The organism is Pseudomonas lundensis, from assembly GCF_015377145.2.
Lineage (GTDB): Bacteria > Pseudomonadota > Gammaproteobacteria > Pseudomonadales > Pseudomonadaceae > Aquipseudomonas > Aquipseudomonas lundensis.
In genome coordinates, this window is record NZ_CP062158.2 from 3324004 (window position 1) to 3341560 (window position 17557).

General features: G+C 59.7%; 15 protein-coding genes. 11 read left to right on the top strand and 4 right to left on the bottom strand.

Features of this window, described 5'->3' with window-relative positions; all coding sequences use genetic code 11:
- Nucleotides 1-121: 121 nt before the first annotated feature.
- Genes IF654_RS15580 through IF654_RS15590 form a run of 3 tightly spaced genes read left to right on the top strand, consistent with a single transcriptional unit; the run spans nt 122 to nt 2463 of the window.
- Nucleotides 122-1087 carry a LysR family transcriptional regulator gene (locus IF654_RS15580; protein ID WP_047277920.1) on the top strand — a complete coding sequence of 322 codons (966 nt, stop codon included), beginning with the start codon at nt 122-124 and terminating at the stop codon, nt 1085-1087.
- A 26-nt stretch (nt 1088-1113) separates the two neighbouring features.
- Nucleotides 1114-1509, top strand: coding sequence for a MerR family transcriptional regulator (locus IF654_RS15585; protein WP_047276537.1), 396 nt, complete (start codon nt 1114-1116; stop codon nt 1507-1509).
- Nucleotides 1510-1566: 57 nt separating this feature from the next.
- Entirely contained in the window at nt 1567-2463 is an 897-nt protein-coding gene (locus tag IF654_RS15590; RefSeq protein WP_047282907.1) for a hydroxymethylglutaryl-CoA lyase, read from the top strand.
- 542 nt (nt 2464-3005) lie between these two features.
- Here IF654_RS15590 and IF654_RS15595 read toward each other — a convergent pair.
- The gene (locus IF654_RS15595; RefSeq protein ID WP_047280487.1) at nt 3006-4703 is read right to left on the bottom strand and encodes an AMP-binding protein; all 1698 of its coding nucleotides are present in this window, start codon (nt 4701-4703) and stop codon (nt 3006-3008) included.
- A 206-nt stretch (nt 4704-4909) separates the two neighbouring features.
- On the opposite strand from IF654_RS15595, the gene IF654_RS15600 reads away from it, so the two are divergent.
- From IF654_RS15600 to IF654_RS15615, 4 genes are all read left to right on the top strand, one after another.
- Complete coding sequence (locus IF654_RS15600) at nt 4910-6073, top strand: isovaleryl-CoA dehydrogenase (RefSeq protein ID WP_047277923.1); 1164 nt, start codon at nt 4910-4912, stop codon at nt 6071-6073.
- 10 nt (nt 6074-6083) lie between these two features.
- On the top strand, nt 6084-7691 hold the full coding sequence (locus IF654_RS15605) for a carboxyl transferase domain-containing protein (protein ID WP_047280488.1): 1608 nt from the start codon (nt 6084-6086) through the stop codon (nt 7689-7691).
- 106 nt (nt 7692-7797) lie between these two features.
- Complete coding sequence (locus IF654_RS15610; RefSeq protein ID WP_047276545.1) at nt 7798-8616, top strand: gamma-carboxygeranoyl-CoA hydratase; 819 nt, start codon at nt 7798-7800, stop codon at nt 8614-8616.
- Nucleotides 8613-10553: an acetyl/propionyl/methylcrotonyl-CoA carboxylase subunit alpha gene (locus IF654_RS15615; RefSeq protein WP_194862260.1), complete on the top strand. Its 1941-nt coding sequence runs from the start codon at nt 8613-8615 to the stop codon at nt 10551-10553. Before IF654_RS15610 ends, IF654_RS15615 begins: the two co-directional genes overlap by 4 nt.
- A gap of 72 nt (nt 10554-10625) precedes the next feature.
- On the opposite strand, the gene IF654_RS15620 is transcribed toward IF654_RS15615, so the two are convergent.
- Complete coding sequence (locus IF654_RS15620; RefSeq protein WP_047276549.1) at nt 10626-11282, bottom strand: LexA family protein; 657 nt, start codon at nt 11280-11282, stop codon at nt 10626-10628.
- 131 nt (nt 11283-11413) lie between these two features.
- Here IF654_RS15620 and IF654_RS15625 point away from each other — a divergent pair, with 131 nt between their 5' ends.
- Nucleotides 11414-11761 (top strand): DUF6124 family protein, encoded by a 348-nt coding sequence (locus IF654_RS15625; protein WP_047276550.1) that lies wholly within the window; start codon nt 11414-11416, stop codon nt 11759-11761.
- Between the two features lie 131 nt (nt 11762-11892).
- On the opposite strand, the gene IF654_RS15630 is transcribed toward IF654_RS15625, so the two are convergent.
- Nucleotides 11893-12945, bottom strand: coding sequence for a Glu/Leu/Phe/Val dehydrogenase (locus IF654_RS15630; RefSeq protein ID WP_194862259.1), 1053 nt, complete (start codon nt 12943-12945; stop codon nt 11893-11895).
- 189 nt (nt 12946-13134) lie between these two features.
- Here IF654_RS15630 and IF654_RS15635 point away from each other — a divergent pair, with 189 nt between their 5' ends.
- The 3 genes from IF654_RS15635 to IF654_RS15645 all read left to right on the top strand — a co-directional run bounded on the left by IF654_RS15635 (nt 13135) and on the right by IF654_RS15645 (nt 16693).
- Nucleotides 13135-13602, top strand: a complete 468-nt coding sequence (locus IF654_RS15635) for an Lrp/AsnC family transcriptional regulator (protein WP_047276552.1) — start codon at nt 13135-13137, stop codon at nt 13600-13602.
- 535 nt (nt 13603-14137) lie between these two features.
- The gene (locus tag IF654_RS15640; protein ID WP_194862258.1) at nt 14138-15289 is read left to right on the top strand and encodes a M14 family metallopeptidase; all 1152 of its coding nucleotides are present in this window, start codon (nt 14138-14140) and stop codon (nt 15287-15289) included.
- Between the two features lie 93 nt (nt 15290-15382).
- A complete protein-coding gene (locus IF654_RS15645) occupies nt 15383-16693 on the top strand; it encodes a leucine-rich repeat-containing protein kinase family protein (RefSeq protein ID WP_047280491.1) in 1311 nt (436 codons plus the stop codon).
- 127 nt (nt 16694-16820) lie between these two features.
- Here the strand turns inward: IF654_RS15645 and IF654_RS15650 are convergent, their stop codons facing one another.
- Nucleotides 16821-17525: a YebC/PmpR family DNA-binding transcriptional regulator gene (locus IF654_RS15650; RefSeq protein ID WP_047282914.1), complete on the bottom strand. Its 705-nt coding sequence runs from the start codon at nt 17523-17525 to the stop codon at nt 16821-16823.
- Nucleotides 17526-17557 lie beyond the last annotated feature (32 nt).

Below are 17557 nucleotides of genomic sequence, written 5' to 3' on the forward strand. Positions count from 1 at the left end.
TGTGACCGATGCTAGTTGAGCGCCCCATCATTTACCTTGTCTATTTACCGCGTGTATCACCATTCATAAGCAATATATGATTCACCACCAACCTCCCCTTCGCTAACACGAGTGGCGTGCCATGAACCTGAACAAGGTCGATCTCAATTTGTTTGTGGTGTTCGATGCGATCTACACCGAAGCCAACCTGACCCGCGCCGGACAAATCATCGGCATCACTCAGCCTGCGGTGTCCAATGCGCTGGCCCGGCTGCGCGAAAGTTTCAACGACCCGCTGTTTGTGCGCACCGCCCAGGGCATGGTGCCGACTCCCATGGCGCAAAACATCATCAACCCGGTGCGCAGTGCGCTGGCTTTGTTGCGGGTCTCGGTACAAGAGAGCCGCACCTTCAACCCCTTGCAGGCCAACAAGACCTTTCGCATCAGCATGACCGACCTGACAGAAGCCGTGGTCTTGCCCCCGCTGTTTCAGCGTTTACGCAAGCAGGCTCCTTCTGTGGTGGTGGAAAGCTTGTTGTCCCATCGACGTGAGACCACCAGCGATCTGGCTGCGGGACGTCTGGACTTCGCCATTGATGCGCCACTGAACACCGACCCGCAAGTTCGCCACGTCAAGCTGATGGAAGACCGCTACGTGTGCGCGATGCGCCCCGCCCATCCGCTGGCGGGTCAGCCGTCGATTTCACTCGATGAGTATTTGGGGCTGACGCACATCCACATTTCGACGCGGCGTAACGGGCTGGGCCAGGTCGACCTGGCCCTGGGCAAAATGGGCCTGCAACGCAAAATCACCCTGCGTTCACAGCATTACCTGATGGCCTCCAACGTGTTGCAACACACCGACATGGTGATGACCGTGCCCGAGCGGTTTGCCCGGCGTCATGCGCTGCACTTTGTGGCGCTGCCGCTCAACGAGCTGCCCAACGTGGAAACCCATTTGTATTGGCACGAGAGCACCGAGCAAGACCCGGCCAACCGCTGGATGCGCGAACTGTTGATCGAGCTGTGCGAACAACAAGTGGCCCTTGAAACCAGGCAGCGGGCGCAGCCCTTGCTTGACGTAAACGTCAACCAGCCATTAGCTTAACCCCACGAACTTTCCAGAGCCCGCCCATGAGCAGCCAGACGTACAGTATTTCCGACCTTGCCCGTGAGCTGGACATCACCACCCGTGCGATCCGTTTTTATGAAGAACAAGGGTTGCTGGCCCCTGAACGGCGAGGCCAGGAGCGGGTGTATTCAGGCCGGGACAAGGTCAGCCTGAAGCTGATCCTGCGTGGCAAGCGCATTGGCTTTTCTCTGGCCGAGTGCCGCGAGCTGATCGAGTTGTACGACCCCACCAGCGGCAATCAGAAGCAACTGACCAGCATGCTGGCCAAAATCGCAGAACGCCGTCAGCAACTGGAGCAACAACTGCTCGACATTCAGCAGATGCAACTGGAGCTGGACACCGCCGAAGAGCGTTGCACCCAAGCGCTGGAACACACCATCAAAAACCAGACGGCCTGAACCCGCCCTCCCGTGGCCGCTCACACAGGCAGGCCCCACACTCAAACCGGTGACCCCATGACATTACCCACCCACGTGCGCCTGATCGAAGTCGGCCCCCGCGACGGCCTGCAAAACGAAGCCCGGCCGATCAGCGTGGCTGACAAGGTGCAATTGGTTGACGCCTTGACCGATGCCGGACTCGGGTACATCGAAGCGGGCAGTTTCGTTTCACCCAAATGGGTGCCGCAAATGGCGGGTTCGGCCGAGGTTTTCGCCCGCATCCAGCGTAAACCGGGCGTGGTGTACGGTGCGCTGGCGCCCAACCTGCGCGGGTTTGAAGACGCGGTGGCCGCCGGGGTCAAGGAAGTCGCGGTGTTTGCAGCCGCGTCTGAAGCCTTCTCGCAACGCAATATCAACTGCTCGATCAGCGAAAGCCTGGCGCGGTTCGTGCCGCTGATTGAAGCCGCCCGGCAGCACAGCATTAGCGTGCGCGGTTATGTGTCCTGCGTGCTTGGCTGCCCGTATGAAGGCGATGTAGCGCCGCAGCAGGTGGCGGCCGTGGCCAGCGAGCTGTATGCCATGGGCTGTTATGAAGTGTCGCTGGGCGACACCATCGGCACCGGCACCCCCAGCGCCACTCGCACGCTGATTGAGGCCGTAAGTGCTGCCGTGCCCCGGGAGAAACTGGCCGGGCATTTCCATGACACCTACGGTCAGGCGCTGGTGAATATTTACGCCAGCTTGCAAGAAGGCCTCGCCGTGTTCGACAGCTCCATAGCGGGGCTGGGCGGCTGCCCTTATGCCAAGGGCGCCAGCGGCAATGTCGCCACCGAGGATGTGCTGTACATGCTCAATGGCATGGGCATCGAAACCGGTGTCGACATGGACAAATTGTTGCTCGCCGGTGAACACATCAGTCGGGTTTTGGGCCGGGTCACCGGTTCACGTGTTGCCCGCGCCCGACAGGGCTGAAAAGTGTGCCGCAGTGTTACCGCACGGTAACCCACACGAGTAACAAGGAAACAAACCGGCCCGTCGCAAGGCCGGTTTTTTAATACCAAAAAATACAAACCATTGATTTATAAGGGTTTTTAAAAGTTGGCACGGGTTCTGCTATCTCTATGGCATAACAAGAATAAAAACTGCAGCAACATAATAAAAACAATACGAAACGACTCTGACATAACAAAAACAACACGGCAGAGACGCAGCTAACAGATTTTTTTGGAGAAGGTTTACTTTTCCGGGGAGCCAAAAGCCACCTCGCAACCGGGCAGAGAACAATAAAACTACCTTCAGGTAGCACCCGTTCAGGTTGGATCGCAGGTTTCAAACCCTGTGATGAAAGTGGATCAGCGCTCAAAAAAATACGTTTGCTCTTGATCCCGGATGGGGATCGCCAAAAACAGCAGTAAAGGGCCACGGTCACAAAAACAACAACAGACCGCCCCTCAATAATAAAAAGAGCAGGCAACAACACATTAAAGGGGAGCTCAGGCTCCCCTTTGTGTTGCTCAGGATTTGCCCCGCCCTGCCTGACCAAGCTCCTGAATGCTGACTTCGCGCATTTTGAATTTCTGGATTTTGCCGGTCACGGTCATCGGGAACGTGTCGACGAACTTGAAGTAGCGCGGGGTTTTGAAGTGCGCAATGCGGGCCTTGCACCAGGTCTGCAACTCCAGCTCGTTGGCAGTATGGCCGGGGTGAAACTTGATCCAGGCGACAATTTCCTCACCGTACTTCTCGTCCGGAATGCCCACAATCTGCACGTCCGCCACGGCCGGGTGGGTGAAGAAAAACTCTTCCAGCTCACGCGGGTAAATGTTTTCGCCGCCACGAATAATCATGTCTTTGTTGCGCCCCACGATACGCACATACCCCTGCTCGTCCATTTGCGCCAGATCGCCGGTGTGCATCCAGCCTTCGCTGTCGATAGCCTCCAGCGTGGCGTGCGGGTTATTCCAGTAGCCCAGCATCACGCTGTAGCCGCGCGTGCACAGCTCACCGATCTCACCTCGCGCTACGATCTGCCCTTCAGCGTCGATCAGCTTGTTCTCCAGGTGCGGCTGAGTGCGCCCGACCGTGGTCACCCGTAATTCCAGCTCGTCCGCAGGGCCCGTCTGAATGGACACGGGGCTGGTTTCGGTCATGCCATAAGCAATTTGTACCTCGCTCATGTGCATCTCGCTGATGACACGGCGCATCACTTCAATCGGGCACGTGGCGCCCGCCATAATCCCGGTGCGCAAGCTCGACAGGTCAAACCCGGCCCGCTGCGGGTGATCGAGCAGAGCAATAAACATGGTGGGCACCCCGTAGAGCCCGGTGGCGCGTTCTTGTGCGATGGCTTGCAGGGTCAGGCCGGGATCGAAGGCTTCACTGGGGTAAATCATCGTGGTGCCGTGGGTGACGCACCCCAGGTTGCCCATGACCATGCCAAAGCAGTGGTACAACGGCACCGGAATCACCAGACGATCATTGGCCGTCAGCCCGAGGCTTTCGCCCACCATGAAACCGTTGTTGAGGATGTTGCGATGGCTCAGGGTCGCGCCCTTGGGAAAACCTGTTGTGCCTGAGGTGTACTGGATATTCACCGGGTGCTCGGGCATCACGGCCGCCTTGCGCGCCTGCAATTGCTCAACCTCGACCCCTGCCCCCAGCGTGGCCAGTTGCGCCCAGGGCAAAAAGCCGGGCGCCGGCGCCGCCGCGAGGCTGATTACGCCACGCAAATCCGGCAGGTGCGCACTGCACAGGTGGCCAGGCGAGTGGGCACTCAATTGCGGGACCAATTGCTCAACCATCGCGTGGTAGTCCGATGTTTTGAACGCCCCGGCGCACACCAGCCACTGACAGGCCGACTGCTTGAGCACGTAGTCCAGTTCAGAAAGCCGGTACGCCGGGTTGATGTTGACCAGAATCACGCCGATCTGGGCGCTGGCAAATTGGCAGATAAACCATTCAAGGCAATTGGGCGCCCAGATGCCCAGCCGGTCGCCGGCTTGCAGCCCCAGCGCCATGAAGCCACGGGCATGCAGGTCGACAGCACGGCTCAATTGCGACCAGCTCAGGCGCTGGTGCTGGTGGCGCACAATCAGCGCCTCGTTTTCGGGGTAACGCGCGGCCGTACGCTCAAACGCCTGGCCGATGGTCAATGTCAGCAGGGCCTTGTCCTGCGCACCCTGGCTGTAACTGGGGGCTGATTGCGACGTCATGACAACTCCTCTTGTGATTATTGTTGGGAGTATGGGAAAGCGCGCACAAGCGCCCTCTCAATCAGAAGAATAGCAATCACTCTGGCTTAAGTTGACGTTAACGTAAAGGTCATTGACAGGCCCAGGTGCCAAGTTTACGTTTACGTAAAGCTTCCCCCTGGCGACGCAGTAACCGCCTCATACAAGAACAATGAACAAGGTGCCCCATGAGCTACCCGACTTTGAACTTCGCCCTGGGCGAAACCATCGACATGCTGCGCGAACAGGTCCAGTCATTCGTCGCCGCTGAACTGGCGCCCCGTGCAGCGCAAATCGACAAGGACAACCTGTTCCCGGCAGACATGTGGCGCAAGTTTGGCGACATGGGCTTGCTGGGCATCACCGTTCCAGAAGCCTACGGCGGCACCGGCCTCAGCTATTTGGCCCATGTGGTGGCCATGGAAGAAATCAGCCGTGGTTCGGCGTCGGTTGCGCTGTCCTACGGTGCGCATTCGAACCTGTGCGTGAACCAGATCAACCGCAACGGCAGCGATGCTCAAAAACGTCACTACCTGCCCAAACTGATCAGCGGCGAACACATCGGCGCGCTCGCCATGAGCGAACCCAACGCCGGCTCTGACGTGGTGTCCATGAAATTGCGCGCTGACAAGCGCGGCGACCATTTCGTGCTCAACGGCAGCAAAACCTGGATCACCAACGGCCCCGACGCCGACACTTATGTGATCTACGCCAAGACCGACATCGAAAAAAAGGCCCATGGCATCAGCGCCTTTATTGTCGAGCGCGACTGGAAAGGCTTCAGCCGCAGCAAGCATTTCGACAAGCTGGGCATGCGCGGCTCCAACACCGGCGAGCTGTTTTTCGACAACGTTGAGGTGCCTGAAGAAAACCTGCTGGGCCCCCTCAACGCCGGGGTCAAGGTGCTGATGAGCGGCCTCGATTACGAGCGCGTCGTACTGTCGGGCGGCCCGACCGGCATCATGCAAGCCTGCATGGACCTGGTGGTGCCCTACATCCATGACCGCAAACAGTTCGGCCAAAGCATCGGCGAGTTTCAGCTGATTCAGGGCAAAGTGGCCGATATGTACACCCAGCTCAATGCCAGCCGTGCCTACCTGTATGCGGTCGCGGCCGCCTGTGAACGGGGCGAAACCACCCGCAAGGACGCCGCCGGGGTGATCCTCTACAGCGCCGAACGCGCCACGCAAATGGCCCTCGACGCCATCCAGATCCTCGGCGGTAATGGCTACATCAATGAATTCCCGGCCGGACGTCTGCTGCGCGACGCGAAGCTGTACGAAATCGGTGCGGGCACCAGCGAGATCCGCCGGATGCTGATTGGCCGCGAACTCTTTAACGAAACCCGCTAAGGAGTGGCCCATGTCTATCTTGCACAGCACCGTCAACCCGCGCTCCCCCGAGTTCGCCGCCAATCGCGACGCCATGCTCAAACAGGTGGACGCCCTGCACAGCGTGCTCGCCCATGTGCAACAGGGCGGCGGTGCCCGCGCCCAGGAGCGCCACACCGCCCGGGGCAAACTGCTGCCGCGTGAACGCATCGACCGGCTGCTGGACATTGGCTCGCCCTTCCTTGAACTGAGTCAGCTGGCGGCTTACGAGGTGTACGGCGAGGACGTCCCGGCTGCCGGCATCATTGCCGGGATCGGTCGGGTTGAAGGCGTGGAATGCATGATTGTGGCCAACGACGCCACAGTCAAAGGCGGCTCGTACTACCCGCTGACGGTCAAAAAGCACCTGCGGGCGCAGACCATTGCCGAGCAAAACCGGCTGCCTTGCATTTACCTGGTGGATTCGGGCGGCGCCAACTTGCCCCGTCAGGACGAAGTCTTCCCGGACCGCGAGCACTTTGGGCGCATCTTCTTCAATCAGGCCAACATGAGCGCCGCCGGGATTCCCCAAATCGCCGTGGTCATGGGCTCGTGCACGGCGGGCGGCGCGTACGTGCCCGCGATGGCGGACGAAGCGATCATGGTGCGCCAGCAAGCCACCATTTTTCTCGCCGGGCCGCCGCTGGTCAAAGCCGCGACCGGAGAGGTGGTCAGCGCCGAAGACCTGGGCGGTGCCGATGTGCACTGCAAGATCTCCGGGGTGGCCGACCATTACGCCGAGAACGACGCGCATGCGCTGGCGCTGGCGCGGCGCAGTGTTGCCAACCTCAATTGGCGAAAGCTGGGGCAATTGACCCGACGCACACCGTTGGCGCCGCTGTATGCCAGCGACGAGCTGTACGGCATCGTCCCGGCCGAGGCCAAGCAGCCGTTTGATGTGCGTGAGGTGATCGCCCGGCTGGTGGACGGCTCGGTGTTCGATGAGTTCAAAGCGCTGTTCGGCACCACGCTGGTGTGCGGTTTTGCCCATTTGCACGGGTATCCGGTGGCGATTCTGGCCAACAACGGCATTTTGTTTGCCGAGGCGGCGCAAAAAGGCGCGCATTTCATTGAGCTGGCCTGTCAGCGCGCCATTCCGCTGGTGTTCCTGCAAAACATCACCGGTTTTATGGTGGGGCAGAAATACGAAGCCGGCGGCATTGCCAAGCATGGTGCCAAGCTGGTGACCGCCGTGGCGTGCGCCAAGGTGCCGAAATTCACGGTGATCATCGGTGGCAGTTTTGGCGCGGGCAACTACGGGATGTGCGGGCGTGCCTATGACCCGCGCTTTTTGTGGATGTGGCCCAACGCCCGCATCGGCGTGATGGGGGCGGAACAGGCGGCGGGCGTGTTGGTGCAGGTCAAGCGTGAACAGGCGCAACGTACCGGCGAGGCCTTTACCCCTCAGGACGAAGCCGACATCAAGCAGCCGATCCTCGACCAGTATGAACATCAGGGCCACCCCTACTACTCCAGCGCCCGGCTGTGGGATGACGGCGTGATCGACCCGGCGCAAACCCGTGACGTGCTGGCGTTGGGCTTGTCCGCTGCCTTGAGCGCGCCGATCGACACCACGCGCTTTGGCGTGTTCCGCATGTAAACCCGTACCGGGGCGTGCATGGGCGGGCGCAACACCTACCCGCCGCGCCACTGCCGGCCCCCCTGCGCACTCATCTACACGTACAGCCATCCAAGGACTGACGGACATGATCGATTTCAACACCCTTGAACTCCAGACCGACCCCCGGGGTTTCGCCACCCTGTGGTTGAGTCGCGAAGAAAAAAACAATGCTTTCAATGCCGAGATGATCCGCGAACTGATCCTCGCGCTGGACGCTGTGCAAAGCGACGCCAGCCTGCGGTTTCTGGTCCTGCGCGGGCGCGGCAAGCACTTTAGCGCTGGCGCCGACCTGGCCTGGATGCAGCAATCGGCTGAACTGGATTACAACACCAACCTCGACGACGCCCGGCACTTGGCCGAGCTGATGTACAACCTGGCCAAGCTGAAAATGCCGACGCTGGCCGTGGTGCAAGGCGCGGCCTACGGCGGCGCGCTGGGCCTGATCAGCGCCTGCGACATGGCCATCGGCACGGACGACGCGCAGTTCTGCCTCTCTGAAGTACGCATCGGCATCGCGCCTGCGGTCATCAGCCCGTTTGTGGTGCAAGCGATTGGCGAACGTGCCGCGCGCCGCTACGCGCTGACCGCCGAACGTTTCAGTGGCGAACGGGCGCGTGAGCTGGGGCTGTTGTCCGAAAGCTACCCGGCCGCCGAACTCGATCAGCAGGTCGCACGCTGGATCGACACGTTGCTGCTCAACAGCCCCTTCGCCATGCGCGCCTGCAAAGACCTGCTGCGCGAAGTCAGCCATGGCGCACCGACGCCAGCCATTCGCCGCTACTGTGAAAACGCTATTGCGCGCATTCGCGTCAGCCCCGAAGGCCAGGAAGGCCTGCGCGCATTTTTGCAAAAGCGCGCGCCCAGTTGGCAGATCGACTCAACGCAACAGGAGCCGCGCCCATGAAGGCCCAGACCCTTACCACCGTGTTGGTGGCCAACCGTGGTGAAATTGCCTGCCGGGTGATGCGCACTGCCAAGGCCTTGGGCCTGACCAGCGTCGCCGTGCACAGCGACACTGACCGCGACGCACGCCACTGCCGAGAAGCCGACCAGTGCGTGAACCTGGGGGGCAGCAAGGCGGCCGACAGCTACCTGCAAATCGACAAGATCATTGCCGCGGCCAAGGCCAGCGGCGCGCAGGCGATCCACCCCGGCTATGGCTTTTTGTCTGAAAACGCCGGGTTTGCCAGGGCGATTGAACAGGCAGGCCTGATCTTCCTCGGCCCGCCCGCCTCGGCCATTGATGCCATGGGCAGTAAGTCCGCCGCCAAGGCTTTGATGGAAGTGGCCGGGGTGCCTCTCGTGCCGGGTTATCACGGCGAGGCGCAAGATCTGCAAACCTTTCGCGCCGCGGCTGAGAACATCGGCTACCCGGTCTTGCTTAAAGCCACCGCCGGGGGTGGCGGCAAGGGCATGAAAGTGGTGGACGACGAAAGCCAACTGGCCGAAGCACTGGCTTCGGCTCAGCGTGAAGCGCTGTCGTCGTTTGGCGATGCACGCATGCTGGTCGAAAAATACGTGCTCAAGCCCAGGCATGTGGAGATTCAGGTGTTTGCCGATCAGCACGGCCATTGCCTGTACCTCAACGAACGGGACTGCTCCATTCAGCGCCGTCACCAAAAAGTGGTTGAAGAAGCCCCTGCGCCGGGGCTCAGCCCCGAGCTGCGGCGCGCCATGGGCGAATCGGCCGTGCGGGCGGCGCAGGCCATTGGTTACGTGGGCGCCGGTACGGTGGAATTTTTGCTGGATGCGCGGGGGGATTTCTTCTTTATGGAGATGAACACCCGGCTGCAGGTGGAACACCCGGTGACGGAAGCCATCACCGGGCTTGATCTGGTGGCCTGGCAGATCCGCGTTGCGCGCGGCGAAGCGTTGCCCATCACCCAGGCGGATGTACCACTGCGCGGGCATGCCATCGAAGTGCGCCTGTACGCCGAAGACCCGAGCCATGATTTCTTGCCCCAGACCGGCCGTCTGGCCGTGTACCGCGAGTCGGCCGAGGGTGCAGGACGCCGGGTCGACAGCGGGGTCAGCGAAGGCGATGAGGTGTCGCCGTTTTATGACCCGATGCTGGGCAAGCTGATCGCGTGGGGCGAAGACCGCGAGCAGGCGCGTTTGCGCTTGTTGGCCATGCTCGATGAGTTCGCTATCGGCGGCCTGAAAACCAACCTGAGTTTCTTGCGCCGAATCATCGCTCACCCTGCGTTTGCCGCGGCCGAGCTGGACACGGGGTTTATCCCGCGCCATGAGGCGCAATTACTGCCAAAGGCGCAACCTTTGCCTGACGCGTTTTGGTCAGTGGCAGCACCCGCATTCGTCCAGACCCTGCCACTTGATCGTCGCGACGACGAGGCCACTTCACCGTGGTCGCAGCGCAACGGATGGCGCATCGGTTTGCCCGCGCAAACCCTGTTGGCCCTGAGCTGTAAGGATGAACACAAGGTCATTGCCCTGACCGGGCAGCAGCCCACGGTGCAGGATCAGCATCTGGTGATCGAACGACACGGCGTGCGCACCCGGCATCTGGCTGTGCGGCGCGGCGACACGCTGTATGTGCAGTGGGACGGCGAGCTGCAGGCCGTGAGCGCTTGTGATCCGTTGGCCGCGGCCGGTGCCCGGCAGGCACAAGAAGGGGGACTGAGTGCGCCCATGAACGGCAGCATCGTGCGCGTCATGGTGGCGGTCGGACAGAACGTGGCGGCAGGGGCGCAACTGGTCGTGCTTGAGGCCATGAAGATGGAACACAGCCTGCGTGCGCCACGCGACGGGGTGGTCAAAGCCGTATTCGGCCAGGAAGGTGACATGGTGGGAGAAGGCGCGGTACTGGTCGAACTCGAATAAAGCAACGGGCATGAAAAAGGCGGCTACCGGTTTCGGTAGCCGCCTTTTTAGTGGATGTCTGGAAACTGCGCCTCAGAACTTGGTCGTCGCCTGTACCACGACGCCAAGAACGCGGCAGCCTTCATCAAACAGGACTTTGGGATAGGTCGGGTTGAGCGGCTTGAGATAACGCTGGCCACTGTCCTCGATCAACTGACGGAACATGGCGCTTTCGGCGCCCGGTGTGCGCACGACCACCATTTTGCCGGGCTCGACCTCGATATCGGGGTCCACCAGGATCAGCATGCCCTGGGGAATGCTGAGGCCCATGGGCGCTGTCATCGCATCACCGGTCACTTGCAGCCAGAAAGCATCGCCCTTGGCGTAGTGATCACTCATTTCAAAGGCTGTGGCCGCGGGATAGCCGTCGGGCGTGGCCTCGTTGATCTCGCCCACCTTCTCCCAATCCCGCACTGGGTATCGGAAGGCTGAGGTAATGACGTACGTGTTTTCTTCAGGGTTGAGGTCGTCGTTACTGGCCTTGCGTTCACGCACCACCAACGCCACCTCAAGGTGCCCAAGCCCGAGGGCATGCAGCACTTTGTTCATGGTTTCGAGGTCGGGTTGACGACGTTTATTAAGCCAATGACCAACGCCGCCCTGGGAAGCCCCCACGCGTTCGGCGAGTTTTTCTTGCGTGAGTTTGAGCTCGCGCAATTTCGTTCTGACTAAAGCGATCCATTTATCCATTTGCCGAACAATACGGATTGCCCGTCACGCAACAATACACATATTGTATTATTTATTTTGTTAATCATAAATACCTTACGTACTAATCTGACCTCTGCTGATTCGATTAACCTCACAAACGCAGGCAGATCATGACTCCAATAACAAAAATCCCTCTCAAGATTGAGGCCGATGCCGAGCTTGAAGCCCTCAAAGACAGCGCCGCCACCCAACGCGCGCTCGACTATTATTTGAAACCATCTGTAACTCAGCGCTGCAACGAGCAAAAAGTGTTCAACGTCAGCGACGATGTCGGCTACGAAGAAGCCTTGTTGCACGCGTCGGAGTTAATGCGTTTTGCATTGACTTACGCTCATGGAGGCGCGGCGAGTGTGCAAGGCCCTCATCTGGACCTCATCAGGGGCATGGCGCACTTCGTTGAAATGGCCAAAGACCTGGTCGACAAGACCATCGACAAGCAAAAAGCACCTGCACGCTGAGGTGGGTCGTCGCTCCAAGGCAATGAAGCTGCATACGAGGGCATAACGTCACACCGCGAGCGATGGCTGCTCCCTTGCGCAGCCTCGCCCCCGGCGGCAACCCCATTGGCTGCCTGCGGTGTTGCGTTACATCAGGCGTTGAGGCGTTCGTGGGCAAGGCTGTCGGCTATCAGCGTGGTGTTGCGATCCTCAGCCTTCGCTCGCTCAAAAATCTGACGCAATGTTTCGCCAATGCCCTCAACGTGCTGACGCACTTGCTCAGGCGTCCCGCCGTTGTACTCGTAGGACACGTCGATAATGCCCCCGGCATTGATCGCGTAATCGGGTGCATGCAGGCAGCCCCGGCGCCACAACACGTCGCCGTGCTCGGGACGGGCCAGTTGATTGTTGGCTGCACCGGCAATCACCGGGGCACGCAGCAATTGCAGGGTTTCGTCGTTGATGACCGCCCCCATGGCGCAGGGTGAGAACACATCCACGTCCAAGCCGTAGATGTCCTGCCCACTGACCGCATGGGCGCCCAACTCGTCCACGGCGCGGCGGACATTGGCTTCCTGAATATCGTGCACCCATAACTGGGCACCGGCCGCGCTGAGCTGTTGGGCCAGGTTGAAGCCCACTTGCCCCAGGCCTTGAATGGCCACGCGCAGCCCGCTCAGGTCGGATCGCTCCAGACGCTGGCGAACGGCCTCGCAGAGGCCGATGTACACCCCCAGTGCCGTGGCAGGCGACGGATCGCCGCTGCGCGTGCCGCCACCCAACTGCTCACGTGTACCGGCTCCCACGACGTGACGGGTGCGTTGGCCCATTTGCGCCATCTCCGTCACCCCGGTGCCCGAGTCAGCGGCGGTGATGTAGCGACCGCCCAGGCTTTCGACAAAATCGCCCATGGCCTGGAACAACGCCTCGGTTTTGTCCTTGCGCGGATCGCCAATGATCACGGCCTTGCCACCGCCCAACGGCAACCCGGCCAGGGCCGATTTGTAGGTCATGCCCCGTGACAGGCGCAACACATCATTGACCGCCTGTTGCTCATCGGCGTATGGCCACATCCGGCAACCGCCCAGTGCAGGGCCCAGACGCGTGTTGTGCACCGCGATAATGGCGTTGAGGCCGCTGGCCTTGTCGTGGCAGAACATGACCTGTTCGTGTTGATCAAACTCGGGATGAGCAAATATCGGCATTTCAGTTCTCTCTTGTTGTTAGCGCACAGGGACGTCAGACCAAAAAGTCAGTTTTCGACCCGTTCAGGGGCTGCGAAGTCCGCCTTAAGAGCGTGAAGGGTTACAAGAGGATTTTTCTTTCTAATTCTTAGGAAATGCAGTGCTACGCTGCATGAATCATTCAACAAAAATAAGAAATCTGATCAATTCATGCCGATTAAATTAAGCCCCATCGACCGTAAGATTTTGCGCCTGCTGCAACATGACGCCGACCTGTCCGCCGCCGAGGTGGCCGAGCGCGTGGAATTATCCCAATCCCCCTGTTGGCGACGGATTCATCGCTTGCAGGAAGAAGGCTTGATAGAGCGCAAAGTTGCCCTGCTCAGCCCGAAAAAACTGGGACTCAACGTCGTGGTATTCGTCAATGTGCGGTTATCGGGGCACGGACGTCGCCACCTGACCGAATTCGAAGAAGCCATCACTCATTACCCGGAAGTCATCGAGTGCTACACCATGGCGGGCGATATGGATTACCTGCTGAAAGTGGTCACGCACGACATCGACAGTTACGAGCGTTTTTTACGCGACCATCTTTTGCAGAAGCCACACGTGCAGGAAGCTCACTCCAACATCGCCATGAGCGAAGTCAAACGCACCACTGAGTTGTTGCTGGATTAGCGAGATAGAGCCTTGGGGCGGGGGAAGGGGAAAAAATTTCCGAGAAGCACAGAAAAAACGCTTGCTTTGCAAATGATAATGATTACTATTGCATGCAGCTGGTCGCGAGATCAGCCGATCATTCAAGGGACCTTAGGTCGGTGCTTTGAATAATCTCCTCATCAGGCTAATCACGGTTATTTGACCCGGCTTATGGCCGGGTCTTTTTTTTGTGGCCAGTTATCTGGCTCAGCTTGCTTCAGGCTAATGAAGTCGGGTGTGCGACCGGTTTTTTTCGGTGGCCGCTACGATGCCGGCGATGATAGCAAAAGAACATCGACCGAAGAAAGCCTGAAGTCTAGGACTATAGGCGTAATGGCAATTTAGCACTTGAGAATCACTCGCAAAAACACTAGAATTGCGCCGCGTCACGGATGACGCCCCCCTGACGTTTTTCTCCCCCATTCTCTCTGTAAATGCCTGCATTTTCGTATTGGCCCCACGCCATGGCGAGGTACAGTAACGCCCACAATTCTCAGACTCAGGGATCTGGACGATGACTGTGGCGCCCTCTTCACTTCACATCAGCAGTGACTTCGACAGCGGCAATATTCAAGTGCTGGATGCCAGCGATCCGTTGGACGTGAAACTGGCGATCAATCCCGACACCAAAAGCCCGCACTTCCAGTGGTTTCATTTCAAGGCCAGCGGCCTCACGCCCGGGCAGCCCCATCACTTTCATCTGACCAACGCCAGCCAGTCTTCCTACAACAAAGCGTGGGACGGCTACCGTGCGGTGGCGTCTTACGATCAGGAACACTGGTTCCGCGTGCCTACCGACTTTGATGGGACATCGCTCAACTTCAGTCTTGAACCTCAACACAGCAGCGTCTGGTTTGCCTACTTCGAACCCTACAGCCGCGCACGCCACGAGGTATTGATCAGCGACGCGCAGCAATGGTCCGGTTGCCAAGTGCTGGCGGTGGGCAAAAGTGCCGAAGGGCGTGACATTCAGTTGTTGCGCAAAGGAAATGGCGCCCCCCGCAAACACAAAATCTGGATCATTGCGCAGCAGCACCCCGGCGAACACATGGCCGAGTGGTTTATGGAGGGCATTTTCAAGCGCCTGGAACAAGGCAGCGACCCGCAACTGCGCAAGTTGCTTGATTACGCCGAGCTGTACCTGATCCCCAACATGAACCCCGACGGCGCCTTTCACGGGCATCTGCGCACCAATGCCAACGGCCAGGACTTGAACCGCGCCTGGCAAAACACCAGCCCTGAGGTCAGCCCTGAGGTGTTCTTCGCACTGGAACAGATGCACACCTACGGCGTCGACCTGTTTCTGGACATTCACGGCGACGAAGAAATCCCCTACGTCTTCACCGCAGGCTGCGAGGGCAACCCGGGCTATAACGAGCGGATTGCCACGCTCGAAGAACGTTTTCGTTCGCACCTGAGCCAGCAGACGAAAGACTTCCAGACAACCCACGGTTACACCCGCGACGAACCCGGCCAGGCCAATATGACCCTGGCCTGCAACAGCGTGGGCCAACGCTTCGACTGCTTGTCCCTGACGCTGGAAATGCCGTTCAAGGACAACAACGACGCACCCGACCCGGTCACCGGCTGGGATGGTAAACGCTCGATGCAACTGGGCCATACGGTGCTGACCACCCTTTCGGATATGGTCAAAACGCTGCGTTAACCTCCTCGCCTTAATTGCCTGAAACCCGCGCACGATTAATCGCTATCATGCGCGGCACTTTCACTGATCGATACGAGTGCACATCGCCTGCTTATGGATACCCTCGCTAAACTGCGCGCCGGTCAACTGACGGGGCTCAAACGTCTGGATTTGTCCTGTGGGCTGACCGAGTTCCCTGAGGAAATCTTTCAACTGGCGGATTCGCTGGAAATCCTCAATTTGAGCGGCAACGCCCTGTGCTCCCTGCCCCACGACCTGCATCGCCTGACGCATTTACGGGTACTGTTCTGCTCGGACAACCTGTTCACCACCCTGCCCGAATGCCTGGGTCAGTGCGCCCAACTGAGCATGGTTGGCTTCAAGGCCAACCGGATCACCGACGTGCCAGGCGCCGCGTTACCGCCGCAACTGCGCTGGTTGATCCTCACTGACAATCACATCAGTCAGTTGCCGGATGAGTTGGGCCGCCGCCCCTTGCTGCAAAAATTGATGCTGGCCGGTAACCGTCTTCAGGCGTTGCCGCGCAGCCTGGCCGGTTGCGAGCGTCTGGAGCTGATTCGCCTAGCCTCCAACCAACTGCGCGAACTGCCGGACTGGTTACTGGCGATGCCCGGCCTGAGCTGGCTGGCGTACTCGGGCAATCCGTTGGCGGACAAACTGAATGCCGAGCACGCGCCTGACAGCACGCCAAACATCGACTGGACAGAACTGGAACTGGCGCAGCCGCTGGGCGAAGGCGCATCCGGGGTGATTTACCAGGCCATCTGGCGGGCACCGGGTCAGGCGCAACGTGCGGTGGCAGTCAAACTGTACAAAGGCGCGATCACCAGTGATGGCTCACCGCTTGACGAGATGCACGCCTGCATTGCTGCGGGCCAGCACCCGAACCTGATCAACGTGTTAGGGCGCGTGGTAGGCCATCCGCAGCACCAGGCGGCATTGGTGATGGAGCTGATTGCGCCCTCTTTCCGCAATCTGGCCGGGCTACCGAGCCTTGAGAGCTGCAGCCGCGACGTCTATGCCGATAGCACGCGGTTCAATGCCGACAGCGCGTTGCGCCTGGCACGTGGCATCGCGTCAGCCGCAGCGCATCTGCACGCGCAGGGCATCTGCCACGGTGACCTGTATGGGCACAATATTTTGTTCAATGATCAAGGCGAGTGTTTGCTGGGCGACTTCGGGGCCGCGTGCTTGCACGCCACCGATGACAGCCCGCACACCCGCGCCTTGCAGCGTATCGAGGTGCGTGCGTTCGGCATTCTGCTGGGGGAGTTGCTGCAGCGGATCGATTCAGGATTGAGCGATCAACAGCGCGCAGCGTTGCAACACTTACAAACGCGCTGCATGCAGCCTGAGGTACTCGCCCGGCCGGACTTCGTTGAAATCTGCCGCGCCCTGGGCTGAGGGCTGCCCGACTACCGCCCCGCGCCTGGTCAGCGACACACTGAGCGGCAGTCGTTGACGAGGCGATCGAAGCAAGGCCCGGCGACACACTCGTCGTGAACGGGCCTCTTAAAGCACGTGCGCGTTTTCAGGCCAGCGCTACAAACATGTCCTGCACATCGTCCTGCTCTTCCAGCTTCGCCAGAAATTCCTCGACTTCGGCCATTTGCTCGTCAGTCAGGCCCGTTACCGGGTTTTTAGCCATGTAGCCCAACTTGGCCGACAACACCGTAAAGCCTTGTTCAGGCAACGCCTTTTGCACGGCATCCAGGTCCGTGGTCTCGGTGATGAACAAGGTCGTGCCTTCTTCTTCGCCCTCTTCGAAATCCTGAGCGCCTGCTTCAATTGCTGCCATTTCTGGATCAGCATCCGGGGAGTCAGGCTTGGCTTCGATCAGGCCGACATGGTTAAAGTCCCAGGCCACGGAGCCCGACGCACCCAACTGCCCCTTGCGGAACGCCACGCGGATTTCAGCCACGGTGCGGTTGACGTTATCGGTCAGGCACTCAACGATCAGCGGCACCTGATGCGGGGCGAAACCTTCGTAGGTCACGCGGGTGTATTGCACGGCTTCAGTGCCGATACCGGCACCCTTGTTGATCGCCCGCTTGATGGTGTCAGCCGGCATGGACGCCTTTTTGGCCTGTTCGTACACCAGGCGCAGGTGCGAGTTCATGTCCGGGTCGGCGCCGTTACGGGCTGCAACGGTCAGCTCTTTGGCCAGCTTGCCGAAAATCTTGCCGCGGCTATTGGCGGCTTCCGCTTTGTGTTTAACCTTCCACTGTGCGCCCATTTCTCACTCTCTCAATCGTGTGTGTCGCGGCA